The organism is Actibacterium naphthalenivorans, from assembly GCF_014196965.1.
Classification (GTDB): Bacteria; Pseudomonadota; Alphaproteobacteria; order Rhodobacterales; family Rhodobacteraceae; genus Actibacterium_A; species Actibacterium_A naphthalenivorans.
On sequence record NZ_JACIEQ010000018.1, the window covers coordinates 1 to 22,993 of the forward strand.

The window sequence follows — 22,993 nt, forward strand, 5'->3', positions numbered from 1 at the left end:
TGAACATCAGACCAGCCAGAGACTGGGAAACGTGAAGATGTTCTCTGAAAGTTCCCCCTTAGCGTGGTTCTACGAAGAAACCTTCCGATGGGGCCAGCATGGGGGACAAGGTTTTCCGCTTCGCGCCGACCGACTGGGACCGACCAACACATCGCTATAATCCGCTGGCGCGCATTGCTGCCATGACCAACCCCGACCGGCAGCAGATGGAGCTTAAACTCACCGCGAAGCTCTTCCTGCAGACCGACAACGAAAAGCTGAGCGGCCTTCTCGCAGGCGGTATCGACTTGTTCGTGGCGGCCGGTCTTCTGGCCTTCGAGCGCGGCGTGCCGACCATCGGCGAGATCTACCGCATCACCGCCTCGGGGGGCGACAAGCAGAAGGAATATCTGAAGCGTTCGCAGGAGGTGAAGAACACCTCGGCCAAACTGATCTTCGAGCGTATGGCCTCGACCAACAACGACACCCTCACCTCCTACCTCTCGCTTCTCATGACATCGGGTCTCGACACCTGGGACAACCGCGCGATCGACGCGGCCACCGCGACCTCTGACTTTTCCTTCCGGGATATCCGCCGTCGCCCACATGCGATCTATCTTGCGGTCGAATCCGAGATGATCCGCCCGCTTGCCCCGCTGATCCGCCTCTTCTTCTCGGACCTGATCGCCTCGCTGCAAGCACAGGAACCCGGCGATGACGAGCCCTGGCCGGTGATGATCATGCTCGACGAGTTTGACCGGCTCGGGAAAATGCCAATCGTCGCCGAAAGCATAAAGACGCTGCGCTCCTTCGGCGGCAACCTCGCCATCGTGACCCAGACGATCCCGGCGCTGGACGAGATCTATGGTGAGAACACCCGCAGGTCGCTTCAGGGCGGCGCCGGCGTGAAGCTCTACCTCACCCCGTCCGAGCAGAAGACCATCGAGGAGCTGAGCCAGGCTGTCGGCAAGACCACCAAGCGGGTGGTGACCCGCTCCCGCGCTGTTGGACGCAACCCATTCGAAGGGCGCAGCGTCTCGGAGAGGACAGAAGATACCCCGCTCCTGACCGAGGATGAGGCCCGACGCATGGACCTCGACGAGGTCATCCTCGTGATCGACGCGCAGATGCCGATCCGGGCAAGAAGGGTGAAGTATTTCGAGGACCCAGTGTTGAAGGTTCTGCACGCCGGTCAATCGGGGAGTTTCCCGTATCCGGACGAGGACGGCCTGCGGCGGGATCGGCAGATGACCGAGACCCGCGAGACGGTGGAGAGGCTGAAGCAGGAACTGCAAGAGATGCGGGCGGCAAATGTCGCGCGGGACGTCGGCGCGAATGCGCCGAGCGCAAAGACGACTAATCCAGGGAGTTCAGGGAAAGCCCGCAGCCGAGCGGCTCGGGCTGCTGCGACAGGTGGTGGCCAGGGTCAGCTGTCACTTGATGTCGAGGGATTGGGGATCAGGGGTGCTAACCGGGCGGCGCTGGAATCCGCCGTTCAAACGACTAGGACGATAATTGCGGAGCATGGATGAGTTTCTCAACTGCGGACCTTCGCTCAAGGCGCGGCGAATAACGGCTCCGAGCCCAGACTCACCGATGCTGCGGGGCGCGCGAATGTCGGCTTTCGTCCGGCGCGTCGCACCATGATGGAGTTAGTCAGCTTCCACCAAGTCACTCCGGGCATCGCGGATGATCATCCACGACGAATGCAGGAAAAGCCCCGCGATCGCGAACGCGACGATCAGGTCGGGCCATGCACTGCCAAGCCACGCGACCAGCCCGGCGGCGATGACCACGGCGAGGTTGCCGATGGCGTCGTTGCGAGAGAACAGCCAGACGGCTCGCATATTGGCATCACCCTTGCGGTGCTTTAGCAGCGGCAGCACCGCGAGGATGTTTACGATCAGCGCACCTACCGCGAAGGCTCCCATCAACCCGGCTTCTGGCGTGGTCTGGTTGAGGACACGCCAGAGCGTGCTGCCGACAACGCCAAGGCCCAGAAGGCCCAGAAACACGCCTTGGATCATCGCCGACCGCGCCCGCCATGTCAGGCTCCAGCCGATGGCGAGCAGGCCCAGAAACGTGATCGCACCATCGCCCAGAAAATCGAGCGCGTCTGCCTTCAGCGCCTGCGAACCGGACAGGAACCCGCCGAACATTTCGACCACGCCGTATCCGAGATTGAGCGCGACCACGATCCAGAGCGCGCGGCGATAGCTCGGGTCCTTGTAGGCCGGATCGGACGATGTATCGCCGTCCTCGATCTTCTCGAAACCGTAGCCGGTCGCGTCGAGCGCGGGCCGCACTTTCGGCAGATCGCCGTCCGCGATCCGCAATGTCATGATGTGGGTGGCGGCGGACACTTTCACGTCGCCTTCGGCCACGCCCGCAGACCGGGCCGCGCGCTCGATCTCGGCGGCATCTTTCGCGCAGTCCATGCCTTGCACCCGCATTCGGATCGGGGAGGAGGCTGTCGCCAACTTGCTGTTATCGGGCTGGCTCATGTGCGATCCTTTTTGTGGTGGCGGGCGAAAAGGTACGCTGCTAACGTATCAGTGGATAATGATATGACAGCGCAAAACATTCAAGACGATCTTTCGGCACCCGATACACTGGAACTGCGGGCAAAGCTCTTCCGGGGCCTAAGCGATCCCAGCCGTCTGACGATCCTCGATGCGCTGGTGTCGGACGAACGCAACGTGCAGGAAATCGTCGGGCATACGGGTTTGGGTCAGCCCAACGTCTCGAACCATCTGCGCTGTCTGCTGGAATGCGGGCTGGTCAGTCGCCGCAGCAAAGGCCGTTTCGTTCGGTATCGTCTGGCGGACAGGCGGGTCGCCGATCTCATCCGTGATGCAGATCAGCTACTTGCCTCGACAGCCAACGGAGTTGATGCCTGCCAAAGCTATACGGACTAACCGGCGCGACCTGCTGCAATGTCCTATCGGTGCGCCAAACCTGAAGCAGCCATCTGCGCATCCGCAGCGAATGCACCCTTTGTCCGCATTGTGAGCTTTGCCGAAGGCCTTGGCGAACGTCAGCTCATCGACGTCTATCCTCTCAGCCGTTTTGCCCGTTCCGCCATCCTGACTAGCTGCGCGCTGGCGGTCACTGTAGCGGTCCGTACGACTGCAGGTGCCTGCACCGCACCCCGCCCGATCGCTTCGCCTGTCGGGAGCGCCCCGATCTGCGCCCTGCCCTTTACGCCGTCGGTATTGAGGATCCCTCGCATGATCCCGATCGATCCAGCGGCAACAGCAGGCGTCGCCGCCACCATCAGGTTCCCCGATATCCCTCGCACGATCAGGGGTGTTGCTGCCACAAATCCCTTGGCCAGGAACACCATGACGAAGAACGGCACCAGCGATCCGATGTTGGTTGCCGAGTTCGGATCACCGAGCTGGGCTAGCAGCGAATTCGCCATGCCGACGACGGTAGAGAACATTGCTGCGATTACGATGGGGTAGAAGGCATAGCTGACTGTCGTCGAGACCCATCTGTGGAAGAAATCTTTGGTCGCGTCGAAGAGCGACAATGCAATCATGATCGGAGCAAGGCCGAGCATGAGGGTCAGCATCATCTTGGCGAATATGAGGACGATGCCGGTCATGAAGCCAAGGAAGCTCAAAAGAATAAGCCCGATTCCGCCTAGGATCGCGCCCGTCATCCAGTTCAGGTTGCTGCCGATGGCATTCAGGTACTGGCTGAATTTTTCGATCAGGATGTCGAATTCGCCGGCAAAGTGTGTGGCTCCGGCTCCTCCGCCGCCAACCGAAGACACCAGTGCGCCAGCGACGTAGTCCAAGCCTCCAATGACTGCGTTTGCTACTGCATTGAAGTTTGCCCAATTGAAGGCGAACAGACCGATAAGGGTCAGCTTGATCAGGTACCAGAAGAAGCTGGCCCCATCCATGCTGCGGAACTGGAATGCCATGTTGATGCAGACGCCGATTAGCGAAAGCGTGACCATCAGCAGGACGATCGTGCCGGTATTGCTTGCCACGGCCCCGAACTGGGACTCAGCCGCATCGACAAGGAACGCGTCTGCCGTTCCGACCATCCAGCTGACGACGCCCATTACCAGTTGCCTTGAGCTTCGCAGATTGTACGCACGCTCGGCTCGAGTTGCTTCCTTACTTCAATCCAGTCGCGGCGAAACGCTGAATGCTCGGCTTGGCTAAGGCCTGCATACCTTTCATGATATTCGCCATCGGAGCTATCCCAAGCGGGAAAGCGGGTTTCACAGCTGCAGTCGCCAGATTCTGCAATCTCCTCCCAGGCACGAATTTCGTACAACTCCATCAAAGCTGCTGCCTTGTAAGCTTCACGCGGATTGATTTCGTCCATCCAGGTCGGGCGCGCCGGACGTTCGTTGCAGATCCGGTATTGTTGCGGCGACATATTGACTGTGAGATCGTTTGAGACCTGCGGCGAAGTCTGCGCCACAAGAGGGCCCGCCAAGGCGGCAAGCATGAGTGCGAGAATTAGTTTTCGCATCTGGGGGGTTCCTTTTTTACTCAGCGGCAACGGAGGGGCTCTTGTTGCCTCTGCCGTCGACCGTGTCGAGGTTCAAATCTGTGGTTTGACCCGGGAGGAAGAACTCGGTGATTCCGCGCGCGCCTTCATGGCGGCCTGCCTGAATGATCACGTCGATCGAGCCTTCGATGTAATCGATCATGTCGGCGTAGTTCATCGGCACATCCGTTTTCAGGGCGGCGATGGCGAGGCGGCGAACAGCAAGTTGTGGGGTCTCGGCATGCAGCGTGGTCAGCGATCCACCGTGGCCGGTGTTGATTGCCTCGAGAAACGTCATCGCCTCGCGCCCGCGGACTTCGCCTAGGACGATCCGGTCAGGTCGCATGCGAAGCGTTGAGGCCAAGAGCACATCGGCACTGCGGGCATCCGTGTCCCGGGCCGCGATCAACGTCACGACATTGGGCTGCTCGGGGCGCAGCTCGGCCGCCTCCTCGATGGTGATGATCCGCTCTTCGGGCGGGATCAGCGAAAGGATCTTGCGCGCCGCGACCGTCTTGCCGGTCGATGTACCGCCCGAGACGATCATGTTGAGCTTGTTCTCGACGCAAAACCGCAGCGCGGCGTCGATGTCGCCGGACCTCACCACATCGCGCAGCGCTGCGTTCCGTTCCCGGCGCAGACCCTCAAGGCTGCGTTCCTTGCCGAAAAGGAAACCGAGTTTGATCTTCTCAAGCGGCAGGGAGGAGAAGAACCGCAGCGATATGGAAAACCCGCCCTCGACTGCCGGCGGCTGGATCACCTGCGCGCGGATCGGGCGATCTCGATATAGGATCGAGACCGAGACGATAGGCTTCTTGGTGCTGAGCGTGGTCGAGGCGGCGGAGGCGATCTGGTTGCCGAGGTCCTTGATCTCAGTCTGGCTCAGCGGGCTGCCGAGACCTCGCATGAAGTGATCGCCTTGGAATTCGCCCCAGACTTGTCCGTCGGGATTGATGCAGATCTCGATCGTGTCGTCGCGCAGGACCTCGGGGCCGAAACGGTCGAGCGACGCTTCCAGATAACTTGCAGCCATGTCAGAAAATCTCGAGGTCACGATCAACCATGACCGTGATCCGGGTGCCCTGATCGACATGTATCACTGGCCGGATCGCCAGATAGTCCTGCATCACGCTCTGGGTGCTGTCGCGCAGGTCCGTGCCGACATCGCTCGCGACATCGGCCGCCGCCTCGCTGTCGATCTGACCCGCTGCAGCCGCAGGCAGGGCGCCGATCAAGGAGATCAGCGCGGCGGAGCCGAAGCGTTGCGCGAAACGGGTGTCGACAAACCCGGTGGTGCCAGTACGGCCAAGTTCGTCTCCACCGAAGGCGCTAACCTGCACGGTCTGATTATCGGGCAAGATGATCCGGTCCCATGCCACCATGACGCGCGATTGGGCGAGTGCGACATCGGAGCGGTAGCGCCCGATCAGCCGCGCGCCGCGCGGGATCAGGATACGCGTTCCATCGAAAGAATGGACGTCTTCCGAGACGATGGCGCGGATCGCGCCGGGCAGTGTGCTGTCGAGGGCCGTCTCTGTCACAGCCTGAATCATGGTGCCCTGAACAACCGTGTTCGATGGGTTCGCGATCACTTCGGCACGTGTCACCTGTGCAGGTTGCGCGCCCGAACGAACAAAGGCTTCATCTGCATTCAGTCGCGCGGCTTCCAGCGTATTCTCCCTATCCGCACCCGCGCCCATCCCGGAGAAGGCGATCATAGGAGACGCGATACGCTCTGCGCGGGCCTCGGCTTCGGCTGCGCGCCGCCTTTCTAGTTCGGCCAACCGCAATTCTTCTTCACTTGGTCCCAATGAGGTCGGCTCTGGTGGTGCAAGCCGTGCAAGTTCCAAGTCCATGCGGAGCTGATCCAATTCGCGATCCCGCTCGGTCAGTTGCCGCTCGAGGGCACGCTGAGCCTCGGCGGATGCTTCCTGTAAGGTGGCAATTTGCGCCGTCAGGTCCGCAATAGCCTGCTCCGCCCCGCTATCCGCGGCCTCGGCCGGTCTTGCGCGCAGTTCCTCGAGTTCCGCTCTCAATGTCGCAAGACTTTCTATCAGCGCGAGTTCTGACTCGCTCGGACCTGTGTCCGCAGGCGGGGCTTGGCTGGGCTCCGGGGCAGAAATCGGCGCCAGATCTCCGAATCCGGGGCCGCTGCTCTGGAACTCTTCCGGCGCGGCGGTCGCCATTGGTGTTTCTGCCGACGGCTGTAGGGCAGCCCACGCCAGACCACCTGCTGCCGCAATGCCGACGACACCAAGGATCGCGGCAAGCGGCGCAGGCCGCTTGTTGGCCTTCGCTTTGCCTGTCGAGCCTTCGAGAGCCGCGAGGCGCGCGGCGAGGTCTTCCGTACCTTCGGTCATGATGTGGCCTGCCCTGCGTCCTGGACGCAAACCACATCTTCGCCAAGGCGAAGGACCCATTGTCGGTTGACGCCGGACACGCGGATGACGCCGTCACTTGAGGTGTGGCTGTTCACCGCGCGTTCCCTCCCGTTCGAATATCGGAAGATGGCGGGCACCGGTGCATTCCGTGCGAACCGGAAATACGTGAAGGTACCATCATCCCAGATGGCCGTCGGCGTGAACTCTTCTCGGGCGCTGACCGCATAGTTCGCGTTCGGCGCATCGGCCGCAACCGCCCTGGTGGGTTGCACGCGGTTTTCAGGATAGCGGAACTGCACGACATAATGCGGCGTCTCCCGGGCTTCGACGACATGGAAGTAGTAGGAGCGGCGGTTGGTGTAGACGGTGATGTTGGTGGCGACGCCAGATGCTGTCGGCTTGATGGCGAAGGCACGGCCACCCGGGACACCGTCGAATTGAAACCCGACCGTATCGCCGGCGATGATCGAGCGGATGGTTTCACCCTCACCGAATTCGACTGTGGTGACGCGGGTCAGAGTCGTGACGACACGGTAAACCTGACCTTCAGTCCAGGTCGCGACGCGCACGCGATTGTCATGAGAACCTGGGCGGGGCGTCGTTTCGGCCAAGGCAGTCGTTCCCGCGAACGCGAGAAATCCGGCAGCAAACAGCGTAGTGATTGCAGTGCGGGTCATTCGGAACGGTCCGATCGGATGGCATATTGGGTGACGGTGAAACCGAAAGGGTTTTGCCAGACATCGTCGATCGCGCGGGTCCGCTCGGGCCGGAATTCGAACATCAACGTGGCAGTGAACGATCCATCCTGTACCCCTTGCGGGCTTGTCAGGCGCTTTCTGAGCCGCACCTGGGCGCGGTTATCGCCAATAAGGGTGATCGATGCGATCTCAACGGCCATCTCGGCCGCAGCCCCGTAACGCGTCGGCGGATAGCTCTCCTGCCCCGATGTCCACATCGCGCGCATGCTGGCCTCGGCCGACCCGGAAGACTGTGCCAGGACACGGCGGACACGAAGATCGTTGTCGAGCTGGTTGTAGGTTTCGCGGTCCAGAATGTAGCGGTAGACTTGCGCTTCGATCACGGCAGGCCGTTCGGCGAGCGACACGGTTTCAACCGTGGCATTGGGGAGCGCCATCCCGGTCGCGGGATCGTATGGCACAACCACGGGAGGCGGCGTTTCGACCATCAGCGCGACAGCCGCAGCCGTCAAACAGCCGAATACGCCAAAGCCCGCCCCGGAAAGGCCGATCACTCGCCAAAGCTGTTCACGGCGCAGGGCACCGTAAACAAGTTCCTCTTCCACGAGTTCGCGCGCAGTCATCACGCCTGCCCCACTCATGGCTCAAGATCCGGCAAGGTGAAGTCCATGTAGCGGCGCTCTTCGGCGACGGTGGCGGCATCAACCACGCCTGCATTGCCTGCGCCGAGGGTCTGGATCGCTTCCAGTTCCCACATCCGGGTCATGGCGATAGCAAGTTCCGCCGTGACGCGCGTGTTATGATCCATCGAGGCTTTGAGATCCTCCATGTCCGGGATCATCTCGACCAGACGTTCCACCCGTTCGAGAGACTGTTCCGCCTCTGCGTGGCTGTTCTGCGCCGCCGCCGACATTACAGCACCTGTGGTTGCCCGCGTGGCCACGCCTTCGGCGCCCGGATTGCCGCTGGTGGCGATTTCGCGGAGTGAATCCTCGTCGAACCCGGCACTTGCCAGCGCCTGTTCCATCTGCGTGCGCATGGGCCCGGCATTGGGCCCGATGAGAGCGCTCCAATCGCCCGCCTGGATGCCCCGGATCAGGCCGGGGATGTCTTCGAAGTTGGCCTCAAGCAAAGTGTCGAGGTTCCCGCCCATGGCAAGCCCGAGGATGCTGCGCGGCCCGGTGAGCGAGGCATACATCTCGTTCAGCTGATCGAGCTGGCTTTGCAGCATGTCCAGTTGCTCCAACGCATTGTCCAGAAGATCGGTCTGGATCCCGAAATCCTGCAACATCTGCTGAAGCTGGCGGATTTCCTGGGCAATGTTCTGAGTGTCCACCGTGGGCACACCCTGTGCCGCGACAGGTCCGGTGACATTGAGGGCAAGCGCGAGAGCGATGCTACCGGCGAAAAGGGAACGGGGCAGGCGCAGGTTCAACGCAAATCCTCCTGACTGAAATCCATGAATTGCCGCTCGGCAGCCTGGGCCGCCGCCAAGGCGATCTGCTCGGCGCTGAGTGGCTCGGTTCGGGCGGCCTTGATCCGGGTCCGGATTGCGACCAGCCGGGCCAGTTCGGCCCGGGCATAGGTGTTGAGCGCGATGGCCTCGTGGAGATCCTCGGTCTCACCAATGCGGGTGATGATGTCCTGAACCCGCAGCGCGGCGGCACGGACCGAGACCAGCGAATAGTCACCATAGACCCCTGCGCCGTGGGCCGAGAGGCTGAAACTCGCGTTGGCGAGGAGCACAGGGTCGATGGTGCCGAGCGCATCGATGCCGCCTACGGCCGCGAGGTAGCTGTTGTACTGCTGCGGGATCACCACGACATAATGCTGGGTTTCCGCGAATGGTGGCACACCGCCATAATCCTGCACATTGCCCGGCCCGGCGTTATAGGCGGCGAGCGCATGGATAATGTTGCCATCGAACATGTTCAGCATTTGTGCGAGGTATCGCGCACCGCCGGTGACCTGCAGATAGGGATCGTCGTAATAGGCCGGGTAGATCCCGAGATCGCCCGCGGTACCGGGCATGATCTGGGTAAGTCCGAAGGCCCCCACGGGCGAGCGTGCCCCGATCTGGAAACGGCTTTCCTGCCAGATCAGCGCCTGCAAGAGACAGCGCCATTGCACGAGCGAAAGACCTGCGCGGCCGACCCCGGACAGACTATGGGTGTCGCGTGCTGCGCGGATGATCAGCTCCTCGATCCCCTCCCGGGCATCGCCGAACATCCGCGCTGCCGCTGGGTTGGTGTCCTCGGGCGCATAAAGACTGGCGGCCGCGCTTTCGACGTCGTCTACCGCCTCGAGCCCCGCCACGGTTCCGGCCACGTCTCCAGCGCCAAGCGACATGGCATCCATCAGCCCTTCGAGGGAGGCGAGTTGCTGGCGCTCGATTTCGGCCAGTTCCTCCTCGCGGCTTAGCCGGTCCTGCTGCAGTGCCAGGTCCCGATCGGTCTGCTCAAGGATGGCCTGCCGCTCTGCGAAGAGGCGCAGATCGAAGGTCGGCACGCCTTGGGCGACCGCTGGCCCCAGTGTGGGACCTGCCAGTGCAAAGCCGATCATCGAGAGAGGAAGCCAGGTCCGCATTGGCTCAGCCGCCCGCCCCCAAGAGGACGAAATCGCAGGCCGTGTCGCGGCGCGTGACCTCCGCCCCCATGGTCGAGATCGTGGCGGTGGCGGTTCCCACCTGCGCAGGAGCCTCGCGAAAATTGAAGCAGTTGGCTTGCGGGGGGTTATACTGCGCACAGGCTGTCAGGGTCAGGCCGAGCCCGAGCAGCACGACGCTGCGAATGATGGTACGGGTCATGTCACTCTCCAGAAATCAGGACGTTCGCGATAATCAGCGCCGACAAGCGCTTCGCCCTTCTCCATTCCGCCAAGGATGGTCACGAGGGGGCCGAGCGCGCTGAGATCGGCATCGATCACGACGGAACCACGGTCGTCGCGTACAAGCGCGAGCCGCGAGGCCGAGCCGACGCCTAGAAGCACGTCGAGCTCTTTCTCGGTCAGGCCGAGCATCGCGTAGTCAGCGGCGGAAGCACGAATGTTGGGCAAGAGCACCTGCGTCGGCACCGCTTCCACGATGGTCTTGCCGGTGCGCGTGCGCTCGAGCTGGCTGGCATATTGCGTCATCATCACGACGACGGCGTTCTGCTTGCGGGCGGTCACCAGCCAATTGCTGAGCCGCTCCGCAAAATAGGCGTTGTCGAGGGCTTTCCATGCCTCGTCGATGACGATGATGGTGGGCTTGCGGTCTTCGATCACGCGCTCGACCCGGCGGAAGAGGTAGGACAGGACCGCCATGCGTTCCCGCTCGCTCTCGGAATCGAGGATTCCGGTGAGGTCAAAGCCCGCGATGTCACCGTCGATGCTGAAACTGTCCTCGGCATTGGCCCCGAAGATCCAGCCGTAGCGACCCTCGGCCGTCCATTCCTGCATACGCTCGAAGAGATCGCCCTCGTCATCGGTCGAGACCAGCAGCGAGGCGAAATCCGACCAGTTCCGCAGGCCCGCATGTCCTGCGCTGGCGTTCTGGCGCACGACTTCCTGCAGTCGGTTGGTCTGAACCGGGGTCAGCGGTCGATCGCGCCGCTCCAAGAGGCTCGCGAGCCAATCAGCAAGCCATGCCTGGCCCCGCACGTCGATCTCGGTCTGGAGCGGATTGAGGCCCGTGGGGCGCCCCGCCCGCACGGTCGAATAGCTGCCGCCGAGCGCGCGGACGGCCATCTCCATGCCCGCGCGATAGTCGAAGACGAAGACCCGCGCACCTGCCCGCCGGGCCATGGTCATCAGGAAAGCCGCCAGGACGGATTTGCCGGAGCCGGGACGGCCGAGGATCAGCGTGTGGCCTCCCGTGGGCTCGCGTTCCGGCGCGCCCTGTTCGTGGAAGTTGAAGCGAAAACCACTGCGCTCAGGTGTCGGAAAGAGCGTGATCGGCACGCCCCAGGGGACTTCCCGCCCTGTCTTTCCGAGCGGGGTGCGGTGGAAGGTAGCGAGATCGGCGAAGTTGTGGTTCGTGATCGCGGCCTTGCGGCTGCGCGCCCCAGTATTCCCCGGATGCTGCGCCATGAAATGCGCCCGTGCGCCGAAGGCTTCCGAGATCAGGTTGATGCCGGAGGTGGCGGAGATGTTGCGGATTTCGGCCGCGATGTCGTCAAGCGCCGTCTGGGTGCGGGCATAGACGGCCACGGTCATGTGGTGCTCGCCAAAGATCAGGCGTTTGGATTCCAGATCGTCCTGCGCGAGTTCCAGTTCCTGGGCGAGACTGACGGCTCCGTCATTGGCGGCCTGCATTAGCCGCAGCTGCCGCTTGATCCGGCCCGCCATGATGTTGGCGTTGATCGGCACAAAAGAGTGCGTGACCACCATGTCGACGGGCAGATTCAACTCGTCGAGCATCAGGCTATCGGTCTTGGCGGGGTAGTTCTTCACCGCAAAGATCGCCCCGAGCTTGTCGCCGACGGCACCGTCCGAGAGTGCGATGGTCGTGCCGCGGAAGGTGACGCGCGTATTGGCTACGTCCTCGGCGATCACACCGAGGCGCGACCGGGGGAAGAGCGGGTGCTCCTCGCCCGTGTTGAGTGAACCGAGGAAGCCCAGAAGCTCTCCGGTGCTTGCGGCCAGCAGGCGGGGCTTCAGCTCATCGAAGGAGGACAGCAGAAACCCCACAACCTCGTCGAGCTTGCGCAAGCGGCGGGTGGTGTCGGCCGCATGTCGCGAGCGAGACGCCCCAAGTCCTAACGGCAAGCGGCTGCGGGTCTCAGGTCGCTTCAGCACCGTCAGGGTCAGCGTCTTGTCGCGCAAACCCGCGCGGCCGAGATGCGCGTGCCATCGTTCGTCGACGGCAGCCGCAAACCCCTCGCCCGGAACGGGCGGCAGGGTCACATCAACCGCTTTCGACACCTTGTGCAGGTAGAAGGAGAACTCCGTCCCCACCTGCGCGACGATGCCAGCCAGCAACCCTCCGATCCGGTCGAGATGCCCGTCCTCGCTCGTGGTGCTGTTCACCCCCTCGAGCCTGATGCACTGCATCAGTTCGTTGCCGCGTGTTCGGATCGTCCGGTCGGTCACGAGGCTCACGTAGGGCAGCATCATTGAGAGCCGCTTCTCGCCCTTGACCCATGCGGGTAGCGCAGTCAGCGGATCGAGCGCCTCCGCTACGTCATTGGCAAGTCCATCACGGGGCATAGCTGTCGCCTCCGTGCAGCTTGCGGTTCGTGGTCGGCGGGGTTTCCTGCAGGGTGATCACCAGGACATCGAGGAAGTTCGGATCCCAGTCTGCGGCTTTCCAAAGCGCCGGCCAGGCCAGCCCCGCGAACACAGCCACCACCCAGCTCTGCACCCAGAGGAACAGAAGCGTCGAGCCGAAGAGCCAGACCATGGCATACATGATCGGCAAGCCCATCAGCTTGGGTGGCCTGAGAAGACCGATGAACACGCGGGACTGGTCAGCCATGGATGGAGCTCAGGTGGTCCAGATGGCGGCGACGATGGTCGGTGCTGCGGCGATGCCCGCGATTGCAACCACGACCCAGAGCGCCTGACGAAAGTCGAGGATGCCAAAGAGCCAGGAAAGGAACACCCCGATCAGTGCGAGCGTGCCAATCACGATCCCCAAGGGACCGGTGATCGCATCGACAATTCCTTGAAGCAGGGTCTGTACCGGCGAGAGATCGATGCTCTGTGCAAGCGCTGGACCCGCCAGCACGATAAGGGCCATCGCGCCGAGCGCGACGATCGAAGGTCTCGATGTCATGAAAGATCTCCTCTGAGCCGCTCAAACACGGCAGTCACACGGGCCACATGCCCTTGGGTTTCGCGAAAAGGGGGAATGCCGCCGTGGCGTGTGACCGCCTCAGGGCCAGCGTTGTATGCCGCGAGGGCCAGAGAGCCCTCGCCGAACTGGTCGAGCATCATGAGCAGGTAGCGAGCTGATCCGTCGAGGTTCTGCGCAATGTCATGTGGGTCCACGCCGAGGTCGCGGGCAGTATCCGGCATAAGCTGCCCGAGGCCTATGGCACCGACAGGGCTACGTGCAGCCGGATTGTATGCGCTCTCGACTTCAATGTTGGCTCGGTAAAGGAGCGCCCAATCAGTGACGGAAAGCCCCGCGCGACGCAGCGCACCATGCCCGGCATACCGTAGCGCCGTGGTCTCGATCGCATGGAGGATTTCTGGGGTGGCTCGGGCGGCGGATCGAGCCGGGATCGCTGTCTCGCTCGTTGCGTCAGGAACGCGAGGTTCTGCGAAGAGAAAAAGGCGCCCGTTTGCCTCTTGAGAAGTGGAAATCAATTGGCCGTCTGGGCCAACCGAAAAGATGAAACCGTCGGCCAGGGCCGGGGGCGCGGAACAAACGCCTGTACCCAAAGCAACGACGAGCGCGGTCGCGCGGTCAGCTGCCTTTGACCGGAGGCGCGGCGTGGCGTTCGCGGCCACCTTCTTCAAGTGGGATGCTAGCGGTCGTACAGCCCATGTCGGCCAGGAAACTGACAAGGCCAACGATGGTTTTGAAGTCGCGGAGCTTGAGGACGCTTCGGCTGGTGACGAGCATCTTATCGTCACGCCCATCAGTGGCGACGGCGCGGATGACCCACGAGCCGTACCAGCTGTTATGGCGCTTCTCTGCTCTCTCCTTGCAGACCACCTCAATGAGGTAGCCCTCGGCGAGCAAGCCGCGCAGTCCGTCTTCTGTAACCACATTCGGGGCTTCTTCTATCATGGCCTTCCCTTGGGTCCTTGTTCTGCCTGGGTGCAGTATCAGGCCCACGGGGTCGCAACACCGTGAGCGATACAAAACAACATTAATGATAGCAAGACGATATATTCGAGTTGACGAACCGTCTTTGGCTGCAATAGGTAGCTATCGCACGAAACCATAAATTTGAAGTGGCAAAGGAGTTTTGCCCTGCGCATGTTTTGTGCATTTCGACACGGCTTGCTTGGTCTTGTTGTGCCTTTCGGACTGATCGGCCAAATCGCAAACGCCTGTATCGCGCCGGAACGGCCCTTCCTGCCCGAGCGGCCGGAAGACGTTCGAGAATATGCCGATCTGCTGCGTTCTGATTTCGAAGACTACATCGCCGACATCCAGGAACACTTCCTTTGCCTTGATGCTGAGCGTCAACGTGCGTTTCAGGAGGCACGCGAGGTCAGTGAAGACTATGGAAGACTGGTCGAACTATTGGAATGAAGAAACGCATGGGCTTAACCGCCGTCGAGATCCTCGTAGTAGACGAGCGCGGGCATGTTGCGGCGCTGGTGCACGATGCGCAGGATGACTGCCGCGCCATCCGCCGCATCGAGCCGCTTGTAGAAGATCACGTGACGCTGGCAATTGACGGACCGCATCCCCGGGACAAAGAGACTCCTGTCCCGGCCCAGGTCGGGATCCCCGGTGATCCGTTCGAAGGCGGTGACCAACTGGCGGTAATAGACGAGCCATTGGTCCCTGCCCCAGGTCTCGACGGTGTAGGTGCGTATCTCTTCAAGGTCGGACTTGGCCTGATCGGAAAGCCGAATGGTCATGTAGGTCAGCGATCAAACGCATCTGGTTCGAAGGCATGAGCATCGAACTCGGCGAAGTCCCCATTTTCGGCTAGGGCGGCTGCCATCTCGAGATCGGCCTTGAGGGCGTAGAACTGCCGGGCGCCATCCTTCTCCATCAGCATCCTGACGCCGGCGCGCACGACTTCGCTCAGATTGGCGTAGGCGCCAGACTCGATCTGCGCCTGCGCATATTTCTGCATCGGTTCGGTCAGGTGGACGTTTGGCATCAGACTCTCCTATTCATGCTCAATCATATCAGATACTGACACAAATCTTCAAGCTGATGTTCGATCTCAACAATGGCTCGTTGCTCCATCCCGTCCTTCTGCGTCCGGGTTCCAGCCGGGGAACCAGGCGGGACAGTTTTCCGATACTGCCCGTCCCGAGTCCATGAGCGCTGCGACACGCCGTTTGACGAACTCAAGCGGTCTGTTCCTCCATGACCGCTTTAATGGCCGCATTGAATTACCACATTTGTATTTGATTACAGATGTTTGTTTGAAAGCTGACATGAAGGGGGGCCGCAGTTAGGGCCACTTTCAAGACGCCGAAACAGCCAGAACCGAAGTCAGATCTTGGAAGCCGTCAAGCGACACAAACGAACAATCGCAAGCAACCATCAATCAAATCACCTTGCTATCATTAATGTTGGTTCGTATCGATGCACCATTATAGATGGAGTCGGCATCATGAAGCACATGATCCACAGCGTGGCAACAGCCACGGCACTAAGCATATCCGGACTAATGGCCTCGTTGTCCGTCGTCAGAGTTTTTCGGACTTCTGGGGCCGTTTTGTAACGAAGGCTCTGGCTCGGTTTCTGTTCAAGTTTAGGCGGCAGCGACTTGGTGCTGCAACCGGCGGTTTCGGATTGTCTGTTTTTTGATCTCCTCTCGCATCTTCAGGATTTTCGCGCCGCGACCGTGATAGACGTCGGCGGGTGTCAGGTTGGCCAGGCTCTCGTGGTAGCGGTAGTTGTTGTAATGGTCGACGAAGGCGCCGATCTGGCGTTCCAGGTCGCCGGGCAGGAAGTAATTTTCCAGAAGAACCCGGTTCTTCATGGTCTGGTGCCAGCGTTCGATCTTGCCTTGGGTTTGCGGGTGATGCGGGGCGCCACGAACATGATCCATGCCCTTGTCCCCAAGGTATTCGGCCAGGTCGGCCGCGACGTAAGACGCACCGTTATCGCTGAGCAGCCGGGGCTTGTGCACGACCGTGGCCTGATCGCAGCCCGAGGCCTGCAGTGCCAGGTCCAGCGTATCGGTGACGTCTGCGGCCTTCATCGTCGTGCAGAGCTTCCAGGCGATGATGTACCGACTATAGTCGTCGAGGATGGTGCTGAGATAGAACCAGCCCCAGCCGATCACCTTCAGATACGTGAAGTCCGTTTGCCAGAGCTCGTTCGGGCGGCTGGTCTTGTCGCGGAACTCATCGGCCGCCCGGATCACCACATGAGCCGGGGCGGTGATTAGATCCTCGGCGCTGAGAATGCGGTACACGGACGATTCCGAGACAAAGTAGCGCTTCTCGTCGGTGTATCTGACCGCCAGTTCGCGGGGCGTCAGGTCTTCATGCTCCAGCGCAAAATCGATAACATCGGCGCGCACCGTGTCCGGGATGCGGTTCCAGACCGACGCAGGACGGGGCGAACGATCAGCCAGGGCGTCGAAGCCACCGTCGCTCCAGCGGGCGTACCAGTCGTAGTAGGTGCTGCTGGGGATACCAAGCATCTTCAGGGTTTGTCGGGTCGGCAGATGCGACGCCTCGACCGTGTGGATGATCTCGAGCTTCTCTGAGGCGGGGTATCTCATTCTCCGTCCTCCCCATCTCCGATCATGCTTTTTTTGAGCAGCCGGTTCTCGAGTGTCAGCTCGGCGACCACTTCCTTCAGGGCCAGTGCCTCGGATCGCAGGCCCTTAACCTCGGGAACCGTTGCCTGACGGGCGGTATCACCCGACAACCGGGCTTTCCCGGCTTCTAAGAACTCTTTCGACCAGGAATAATACAGGCTCTCGGCAATGCCCTCACGGCGGCACAGCACGGCGATGCTCTCTTCGCCCCGAAGACCAGCCAGGACGATCCTGATCTTCTCCTCGGCCGAGTACTGCTTGCGGGTCTTTCGTTTGATGCCCTTGACCAGCTTGTCAGCGGCGTCTTTCGATGTTCCGGATGTCTTGTTCATCTTCGCTCCATAATGGCTTCGATGAACCAGAAATCCTCCGTTGCTCAAACCCCTAAATCTGTCCGATGGGTGCTGACGTCAGACACTGGCAGGAGTTTGACGGATTCCAGACGGTTCATGACCATAACTGGGTTCGCCTGATGAAGTTTTTGCGTCAGATCGCCAAAGAGCGCGAGTCCTCCCATCTGCGTTCCATGGCCCTTCACATCCTCCAATCCCCAAGCCGGATTTGCGGCATGTCGATCATCCACGCTAAGCGCCGACTGAATCAGAGGATGCGCCCGACTGATACCAGTATCCAGGAGCGTAACGTAGCCAGCATTGGGGTGATCCGAATAGGTGGTCCGGCCTGAAAGCTCATCGACCCACTGTGCCTGTTCGGCCACCGGCAAGCCGTCAAAGAAATCTGCAGTGATTGTCGGAGCGGCAAGTGCGCGTACGCCGCCCAGTCGCCGGACGGCTTTGGCAAGCTGATTGCGATCGGCCTGGACGACCACCACTGTATCTTCGGGAAACTCCAGCCGATCCGCGCCCACAGTCACACCAAAGATAGGCGCTGCTGCAACGAAGGCCTCGGTCATTTGGGGCTCGAGCCAAACCTCCCAGACTGCCGCAATATCCGCCGCGGGAAACTTGCCCGGCGGGCTGCGCCAGAGGGCACGCAATCCCGCTTCCGTAATGGCAGTGACGCTTTGAACCAAGTCTGCATTCTTTGGTCGGCCCGGGATGAATTCACCATCTTTCTCGCGATCAGGCGTGTCTTCCGTCCGAAACTGGTCGACCTTTTTGCGCAGGTTCTCAATACCCTTGGCTGTTGCAAACACCGTCGCACGCTCTTGGGCGCCACCTGGAATAGGAAAATCTTCGATGCGGAGAAGCATAAGGCCACTGGCGTCTAGGCTATCCTTTTTCAGGCGCTCGTCGATACGGGAGCTGATTTCGAGATAAACGCCGGGAAGCTCAGTGGCCGGAATATCCGGCAACGCGTCGATGGCCTGAAGCAGCGCTTGGGCGTGCGCAGCGCGATTGGGGACATCACTTGGTCTTTTGGACCCGCCCCTGCCCTTTGCCTGGAATGGGCGAGGTTGTCCTAGATTGCGAAGGTGGAAGTGTGGAAGCTCTCGTGCCATTGTCATTGGTCCCTAAATCTTGGAGCGACCGTCGGCGTTCGAGGGCGTCAAGCAAATCCTGTGTCGCAATCTTGTCAGTATCATTCAAAACCGCACGTCTCGCGGCATCTTCCGCCGCCGCCACAATATCGGCCGTTGAGAGGCCAGTGGCGACATCCGTCACCCGCTTCCATCCTATTCGATTGAACGAGAAACCGATCAGACGGCGTTCGAGTGCCTGTCGGATGGCGGGACCATCGGGCATCACATAGGGCAACACGAGATCGAAGCGGCGCAGAACGGCGCGGTCAAGAATTCCCGGCAAGTTTGTAGTGGCGACGACGATCGAAGGCCCTGTGTCTTCATCCAGGAACTGCAAGAATGAGTTCAGAACCCGCCGGGCTTCGCCGACATCGTTCTCACCGCCCCGGGCCGCAGCCAAAGCGTCAATTTCATCGAACAGGTAGATACCGCGTGTCGTCTTGATGGCATCAAAGACCATCTTCAATTTCTGCGCCGTTTCGCCCATGAACTTCGTTATTAGACCGTGGAGCATGACCGAAAATAAGGGGTACTGCAGCTCCCCGGCCAGTGCTGACGCACTCAGTGTCTTGCCGGTACCGGGAGGACCAGAGAGGAGAACGCGCCTCCGTGGCTTCAGGCCTTTTGCCTCGAGCTTTTCGCGCATACGCGTCTCGAAGACGAGATGCGACAGTTCACTCCCAATCCTATCCGGTAAAATTACATCGACGAGTCGCTCCGTCGGATAAGACGCGGCAAGAAACTCTGCAAGATCGCCGCGAGGCGTTGCGATAGGGGTGACTGCAGGGGTTCGCTTTGCTGGCGGCTTTTGCCCCGCTTCAGCCCACTGCCGCAACTGTTCAGCCAGTCGGGTGTGTCCCTTCTGCTCTTCGGCCGCCGAGAGTTGCATCGCCAGATCGTAAAAACGATCAGCGTCCCCTTCTGCGTGGCTCTTGACGAGACCGATGAGTTGTTGGGCGGAAGCCAAAGTCGAACTGCTCTTTCTGAATGATCATTTTCAGCGTTGATAGGGTCTTTTCTACATCCGAACCCTTTAACAGACCAGACAATTTGCACGGTTTGCATGCGGAGTGTGTCGGTTTTGTGCACTCGACCATCGACCTGAGTCCCAGCCTGTCGGCCTCCCCAGCTCGGCTTCGCGTGTCGCAGGGGAGAACGGCCCTTCGGTCCGTCGCGCATTCGGCCATGCGGCCTCACCGCGGCGTCGCACCCAGGCCCCGGTTTGCCCGCCTCGCGAGCACGTCCCTCCCCGGCCGCTCCGCCGGATTGCGCTCTGGTCTGTTTTGCGGGGCAAAACGATCCCGCCGCTTCATCCGTCTTCCGAGTCCGGTCGGGCCGTTTGCCTGCTCGGGTCGGGCAAACCTACCGTCAAAACACACACATAAGTGCGGAAGCATATCCTCCGGATGGCCCCCAAATCAGCCCGCGTCAAGGATCGCAAAACTTTTCGGCGAGGGCGCGGCCCGTGGCGCGGGGCGGTCCCATGCGTGAGGGCGCGCATGTGTCGGGTGCAGCGCGCGGAAAACTTTTGCGTCCGGCAAGCCGGCGGCTGCGCCGTCCCTGACCCGGGCAGATTCGGAAACCAGGCATTCGGCCATGCCCCCACACTCACGTGGTGGCCTTGGAACCGAACACTGGAGACCAGACATGGCTTACGACACCGCAAACACCTACGAGACGATCGAACTTTTCGGACTGACCGAGAAGGACGCGCAGCTGCCGATCCCGGAAGATCACGTCCTGAGCGACCACATCATCCGCGAAAGCTTCGAGGTTCTGCTCGGTCAATTGCGCAACACCGGGCTTGAAGCCGAAATCGAACCGCTGGCCCATGGGCTCGCCACGATCCTGCAGCGCCGCAAGGTGGCGCTTGGCAAGGAGGTCGACCGCACCGCCGACAAGATCGGTGCGCTGGCAAAATCTCACGACGGATCAGAGATCGCCGAGACCGCGCTCGAAGAGGCGCAGGCGCGCTTTGTGCAGCTGCGCGAGATCGTCAGCGCCATCGAGGTAATGAGCGAGGCTGCGGCGGAATGCTACGAGATCGAGACGGGCCACGCCTTCATCCCGGCAGCCGGGTCGCGCGCGAGCGTCCGGGCGCAGGAGACCGGGGCGGTCTTTGAGGCGCGGCAGCTCCTCGAGCAGCACGACCGCGAGACCGCCGAGAAGTCGAAAGTCGAGGGGGTTCCCCTGATCGTCTCGGGCGCCACCGACTGGACCGATGTTGATGTGATCTTCAACACGCTCGACAAGGTTCGCGAACGGATCAAACAGAACCGCAATCAGGAGATCTTCCTCTGCCATAAGGGTGGCAAGCACGGGGCGGAGATGATCGCGGCTCGGTGGGCCCGGGCACGCGGGATAGCGCAGGCGCGCTTCGATCCGCGCTGGTCCGCGCACGGGCGTGCGGCACCGTTCAAGTGCAACGACGAAATGCTGGACGACAAGTTCGCGGCGACGGGGGTTGTACTCTTCGGCGGCAACGGGGTCGCGCTGAACCTCGGGCAGAAGGCGGAAGCGAAAGGCTTGACGGTCATGCGGGTTGCGGACCCGGCGAAGAAGGCGTCGCAGGAGTGAAGAGAGGGGGTCGCGCTTGGCGCGGCCCTTTCGTCATGTCTCATGGCGCGTGCGGTCGGTCACACTTGATCGGCACCTCGCGGCGGCCAGCACCGTTATCGCTTTACCCGGTCCGTCAGAGTGCGGCCCATCCGCATCTGTATGGGCTGGGGATGGTGCGCACCTCACGCACATCGTCAGCCGGGCAAGACGCGAGGGGTCGAGACGTCGCATATGAAGCTGAACACCTGCACGTTCCTCGGGGCGTGTTTCGGAACATCGCATCCACGCGGGCGGGCTCCGTCAGCACCCCGGCCAGGCTCGGTGGGACGCGGACGCGGATGGTGGCGGCTGCGTGATGGCAAGGGTCATCCGGATCACTCCTTTTTGCTCATTGATGTGGATCGCACGCGGTCGGCCCGCCCGTGCCCTCAGCTCACGCTTCGGCAAGCACAAATACGGCTTCCACGGCTGGCCGCGGACCCTCCGCATTTGCGCTTGCGACCGGGCCTCTTGCCCCCGTGCCGGGTGATCCCCATCGCAACAAGGAGTAACCCAAATGACCAACCACTACGTCGCCACCGTCCCCGTCAAGTTCACCGATACCGATGGCCAGGAGCGCACCCGTTTTCAGCGCGTGGGTGCGATGTTCCGAAACACCCGCAACGGGGACGGATCGGAGTTCTTCAGCCTCAAGCTCGACTTCCCCGTCGCGGTCTCGGAGCTGGTGATGTTCTCGCCGAGCGCGAAAGATCCCCAGGACTAAATCCTCTGACGAGGATGGGCCGCTCCGGGACGATCTTGGGGCGGCCCGATCCCTGTTCCAGGGATGCCGGTCCCTGCGCGTTCAACGGACGCACTCCGCCCGGAATGATCAGGCCGCGACAGACCGGCCAGTCAGCCTCAAGGGGGCCATCCACAAAAACCTATCGGCCAGAGCCTCCCGGTTTTTGCGGCAGAGATTTGGCAAGCCAAATCTGGCCCTCCTTGACCCTGCCTGTCCGCCCTGTCGGTGAGGTTTGCGCCCGCCCGCGGTTCCGTCCGAACACGCATGTGTTCGGCCAGACCCTCGGGCGGGGCTGGCGGACGGGACCCCTAGGGCAGGTGGGTCGCCCGGTGGTGAGGGCGGCAGAGCCGCGTCCCTGCGGGCCGCGGCGTGAAGCGGACACCAAGGCTGCCTGAGACTGAATGCTACGTAAGTATATAATTGACAGATAGGTATATTATCGTAAGGTAGGGGCAGCCTTGGTGGAAGGTGGCAGGAAATAGGGGGTCTTTCTTCGCATGTCGCGCTCAAAACGTCTCTCAGATGCGGAACGCATGGAGATCGTTCGCGAAGCTGCGGAAGGTGTGACCACATCGGCCCTGGCGGAGCGGTTCGGCGTGTCGCCGCGGGCGATCCAATACACCTTGAAGGCAGATGCCGAGCGCCAGACGGATGCCGCAATTCCGGTCTCAGCGGTCAGTGTAAAGGTCACGGCTGCGGAGCTCGCGGCGCTCGACGAGGTGCTGGCCGAGGCCGGGATCGAGAGCCGTGCCGAGGGGCTGCGGCGGCTCATTCAGGCGGCAGGCGGGGTGTTCGTTCCGGACGCGCAGATGGCAGCAGAGATGGCGCGCTACCGCGCCTCGCTGCACGAGGTCGGGAATGGGGTCGGGCAAATCGCCAAGCAGATGACGCGGGCCAACCGGCGGGGGCAGGGGGCCGTGGGGGGCACGAGTGCCGAGTTCACCGAACTGCGTCTTGCGCAGATGCGCGGGCTGGCGCGGTTCATTCTGGATTCTGCTGACGAGATCGATCTGCTTCTGCGCCGCCGTCGGGACGCAATGCAGCTGCAGGCCACGGCCGCGCTGAGGGAGTTTGCCCATGCGGCTGAATGATGCCGTCCATGCCGTCACGGGCGAGGTCTTTCGGGATGGCTGGAGCCGCGTCCGGGGCTCAATGCAGGGGCTGCACGTGGCCAAGCAGACCCAGCTTGCGCGCGCGGC

General features: G+C 61.7%; 25 protein-coding genes and 1 pseudogene. 6 read left to right on the forward strand and 20 right to left on the reverse strand.

The window, feature by feature from the left end; genetic code table 11:
* Positions 1 to 92: 92 nt before the first annotated feature.
* Positions 93 to 1,511, forward strand: a pseudogene (locus GGR17_RS19150) (type IV secretory system conjugative DNA transfer family protein); the annotation flags it as partial.
* A 120-nt stretch (positions 1,512 to 1,631) separates the two neighbouring features.
* Here the strand turns inward: GGR17_RS19150 and GGR17_RS19155 are convergent.
* Positions 1,632 to 2,483: a cation diffusion facilitator family transporter gene (locus GGR17_RS19155; RefSeq protein ID WP_007803328.1), complete on the reverse strand. Its 852-nt coding sequence runs from the start codon at positions 2,481 to 2,483 to the stop codon at positions 1,632 to 1,634.
* 63 nt (positions 2,484 to 2,546) lie between these two features.
* Here GGR17_RS19155 and GGR17_RS19160 point away from each other — a divergent pair, with 63 nt between their 5' ends.
* Positions 2,547 to 2,897: an ArsR/SmtB family transcription factor gene (locus GGR17_RS19160; RefSeq protein WP_007803330.1), complete on the forward strand. Its 351-nt coding sequence runs from the start codon at positions 2,547 to 2,549 to the stop codon at positions 2,895 to 2,897.
* Positions 2,898 to 3,031: 134 nt separating this feature from the next.
* Here the strand turns inward: GGR17_RS19160 and GGR17_RS19165 are convergent, their stop codons facing one another.
* Genes GGR17_RS19165 through GGR17_RS19230 form a run of 14 tightly spaced genes read right to left on the reverse strand, consistent with a single transcriptional unit; the run spans position 3,032 to position 14,291 of the window.
* Entirely contained in the window at positions 3,032 to 4,057 is a 1,026-nt protein-coding gene (locus GGR17_RS19165; protein ID WP_054540767.1) for a type IV secretion system protein, read from the reverse strand.
* Entirely contained in the window at positions 4,057 to 4,476 is a 420-nt protein-coding gene (locus tag GGR17_RS19170; protein WP_054540766.1) for a hypothetical protein, read from the reverse strand. Before GGR17_RS19170 ends, GGR17_RS19165 begins: the two co-directional genes overlap by 1 nt.
* A gap of 16 nt (positions 4,477 to 4,492) precedes the next feature.
* Entirely contained in the window at positions 4,493 to 5,527 is a 1,035-nt protein-coding gene (locus GGR17_RS19175) for an ATPase, T2SS/T4P/T4SS family (protein WP_054540765.1), read from the reverse strand.
* A 1-nt stretch (position 5,528) separates the two neighbouring features.
* The gene (locus tag GGR17_RS19180) at positions 5,529 to 6,854 is read right to left on the reverse strand and encodes a TrbI/VirB10 family protein (protein WP_054540764.1); all 1,326 of its coding nucleotides are present in this window, start codon (positions 6,852 to 6,854) and stop codon (positions 5,529 to 5,531) included.
* Entirely contained in the window at positions 6,851 to 7,552 is a 702-nt protein-coding gene (locus tag GGR17_RS19185; RefSeq protein ID WP_157445680.1) for a TrbG/VirB9 family P-type conjugative transfer protein, read from the reverse strand. The genes GGR17_RS19180 and GGR17_RS19185 overlap by 4 nt, the downstream gene beginning before the upstream one ends.
* Positions 7,549 to 8,196: a virB8 family protein gene (locus GGR17_RS19190; protein WP_054540833.1), complete on the reverse strand. Its 648-nt coding sequence runs from the start codon at positions 8,194 to 8,196 to the stop codon at positions 7,549 to 7,551. Before GGR17_RS19190 ends, GGR17_RS19185 begins: the two co-directional genes overlap by 4 nt.
* Positions 8,197 to 8,210: 14 nt before the next feature.
* Positions 8,211 to 9,008 (reverse strand): type IV secretion system protein, encoded by a 798-nt coding sequence (locus tag GGR17_RS19195; RefSeq protein ID WP_054540763.1) that lies wholly within the window; start codon positions 9,006 to 9,008, stop codon positions 8,211 to 8,213.
* Positions 9,005 to 10,159 carry a lytic transglycosylase domain-containing protein gene (locus GGR17_RS19200; protein WP_054540762.1) on the reverse strand — a complete coding sequence of 385 codons (1,155 nt, stop codon included), beginning with the start codon at positions 10,157 to 10,159 and terminating at the stop codon, positions 9,005 to 9,007. Before GGR17_RS19200 ends, GGR17_RS19195 begins: the two co-directional genes overlap by 4 nt.
* A gap of 4 nt (positions 10,160 to 10,163) precedes the next feature.
* Positions 10,164 to 10,379, reverse strand: a complete 216-nt coding sequence (locus GGR17_RS19205; protein ID WP_054540761.1) for a hypothetical protein — start codon at positions 10,377 to 10,379, stop codon at positions 10,164 to 10,166.
* On the reverse strand, positions 10,376 to 12,760 hold the full coding sequence (locus tag GGR17_RS19210) for a VirB4 family type IV secretion/conjugal transfer ATPase (protein WP_054540760.1): 2,385 nt from the start codon (positions 12,758 to 12,760) through the stop codon (positions 10,376 to 10,378). The genes GGR17_RS19205 and GGR17_RS19210 overlap by 4 nt, the downstream gene beginning before the upstream one ends.
* Positions 12,750 to 13,028 (reverse strand): type IV secretion system protein VirB3, encoded by a 279-nt coding sequence (locus tag GGR17_RS19215; RefSeq protein WP_009574151.1) that lies wholly within the window; start codon positions 13,026 to 13,028, stop codon positions 12,750 to 12,752. Before GGR17_RS19215 ends, GGR17_RS19210 begins: the two co-directional genes overlap by 11 nt.
* 9 nt (positions 13,029 to 13,037) lie before the next feature.
* Entirely contained in the window at positions 13,038 to 13,328 is a 291-nt protein-coding gene (locus tag GGR17_RS19220; protein WP_054540759.1) for a TrbC/VirB2 family protein, read from the reverse strand.
* Positions 13,325 to 14,008, reverse strand: a complete 684-nt coding sequence (locus tag GGR17_RS19225) for a lytic transglycosylase domain-containing protein (RefSeq protein ID WP_054540758.1) — start codon at positions 14,006 to 14,008, stop codon at positions 13,325 to 13,327. Before GGR17_RS19225 ends, GGR17_RS19220 begins: the two co-directional genes overlap by 4 nt.
* Positions 13,965 to 14,291 carry a hypothetical protein gene (locus GGR17_RS19230; protein WP_010138156.1) on the reverse strand — a complete coding sequence of 109 codons (327 nt, stop codon included), beginning with the start codon at positions 14,289 to 14,291 and terminating at the stop codon, positions 13,965 to 13,967. Before GGR17_RS19230 ends, GGR17_RS19225 begins: the two co-directional genes overlap by 44 nt.
* A 216-nt stretch (positions 14,292 to 14,507) precedes the next feature.
* On the opposite strand from GGR17_RS19230, the gene GGR17_RS19235 reads away from it, so the two are divergent.
* A complete protein-coding gene (locus tag GGR17_RS19235; protein WP_082386803.1) occupies positions 14,508 to 14,762 on the forward strand; it encodes a hypothetical protein in 255 nt (84 codons plus the stop codon).
* A 14-nt stretch (positions 14,763 to 14,776) separates the two neighbouring features.
* Here the strand turns inward: GGR17_RS19235 and GGR17_RS19240 are convergent, their stop codons facing one another.
* The 5 genes from GGR17_RS19240 to GGR17_RS19260 form a co-directional block, all read right to left on the reverse strand.
* Positions 14,777 to 15,097 carry a type II toxin-antitoxin system RelE/ParE family toxin gene (locus GGR17_RS19240; protein ID WP_054540757.1) on the reverse strand — a complete coding sequence of 107 codons (321 nt, stop codon included), beginning with the start codon at positions 15,095 to 15,097 and terminating at the stop codon, positions 14,777 to 14,779.
* A 5-nt stretch (positions 15,098 to 15,102) separates the two neighbouring features.
* The gene (locus GGR17_RS19245; RefSeq protein ID WP_054540756.1) at positions 15,103 to 15,345 is read right to left on the reverse strand and encodes a type II toxin-antitoxin system ParD family antitoxin; all 243 of its coding nucleotides are present in this window, start codon (positions 15,343 to 15,345) and stop codon (positions 15,103 to 15,105) included.
* Positions 15,346 to 15,948: 603 nt separating this feature from the next.
* Positions 15,949 to 17,300, reverse strand: a protein-coding gene (locus tag GGR17_RS19250) for an IS3 family transposase (protein ID WP_157445679.1) whose coding sequence is annotated in 2 segments (ribosomal slippage) — positions 15,949 to 16,964 and positions 16,964 to 17,300 — 1,353 coding nt in all. Because the reading frame shifts where the segments join, the coding sequence is not laid out codon by codon here.
* A gap of 44 nt (positions 17,301 to 17,344) precedes the next feature.
* On the reverse strand, positions 17,345 to 18,283 hold the full coding sequence (locus GGR17_RS19255) for a S8 family serine peptidase (protein ID WP_183314817.1): 939 nt from the start codon (positions 18,281 to 18,283) through the stop codon (positions 17,345 to 17,347).
* Between the two features lie 52 nt (positions 18,284 to 18,335).
* Complete coding sequence (locus tag GGR17_RS19260; RefSeq protein WP_054540752.1) at positions 18,336 to 19,418, reverse strand: AAA family ATPase; 1,083 nt, start codon at positions 19,416 to 19,418, stop codon at positions 18,336 to 18,338.
* 680 nt (positions 19,419 to 20,098) lie between these two features.
* Here GGR17_RS19260 and GGR17_RS19265 point away from each other — a divergent pair.
* From GGR17_RS19265 to GGR17_RS19275, 3 genes are all read left to right on the forward strand, one after another.
* Positions 20,099 to 21,028 carry a DUF2493 domain-containing protein gene (locus GGR17_RS19265; RefSeq protein WP_183314819.1) on the forward strand — a complete coding sequence of 310 codons (930 nt, stop codon included), beginning with the start codon at positions 20,099 to 20,101 and terminating at the stop codon, positions 21,026 to 21,028.
* 538 nt (positions 21,029 to 21,566) lie between these two features.
* Complete coding sequence (locus GGR17_RS19270; RefSeq protein WP_054540831.1) at positions 21,567 to 21,773, forward strand: hypothetical protein; 207 nt, start codon at positions 21,567 to 21,569, stop codon at positions 21,771 to 21,773.
* A 518-nt stretch (positions 21,774 to 22,291) separates the two neighbouring features.
* The gene (locus GGR17_RS19275; protein WP_183314821.1) at positions 22,292 to 22,885 is read left to right on the forward strand and encodes a helix-turn-helix domain-containing protein; all 594 of its coding nucleotides are present in this window, start codon (positions 22,292 to 22,294) and stop codon (positions 22,883 to 22,885) included.
* Positions 22,886 to 22,993 lie beyond the last annotated feature (108 nt).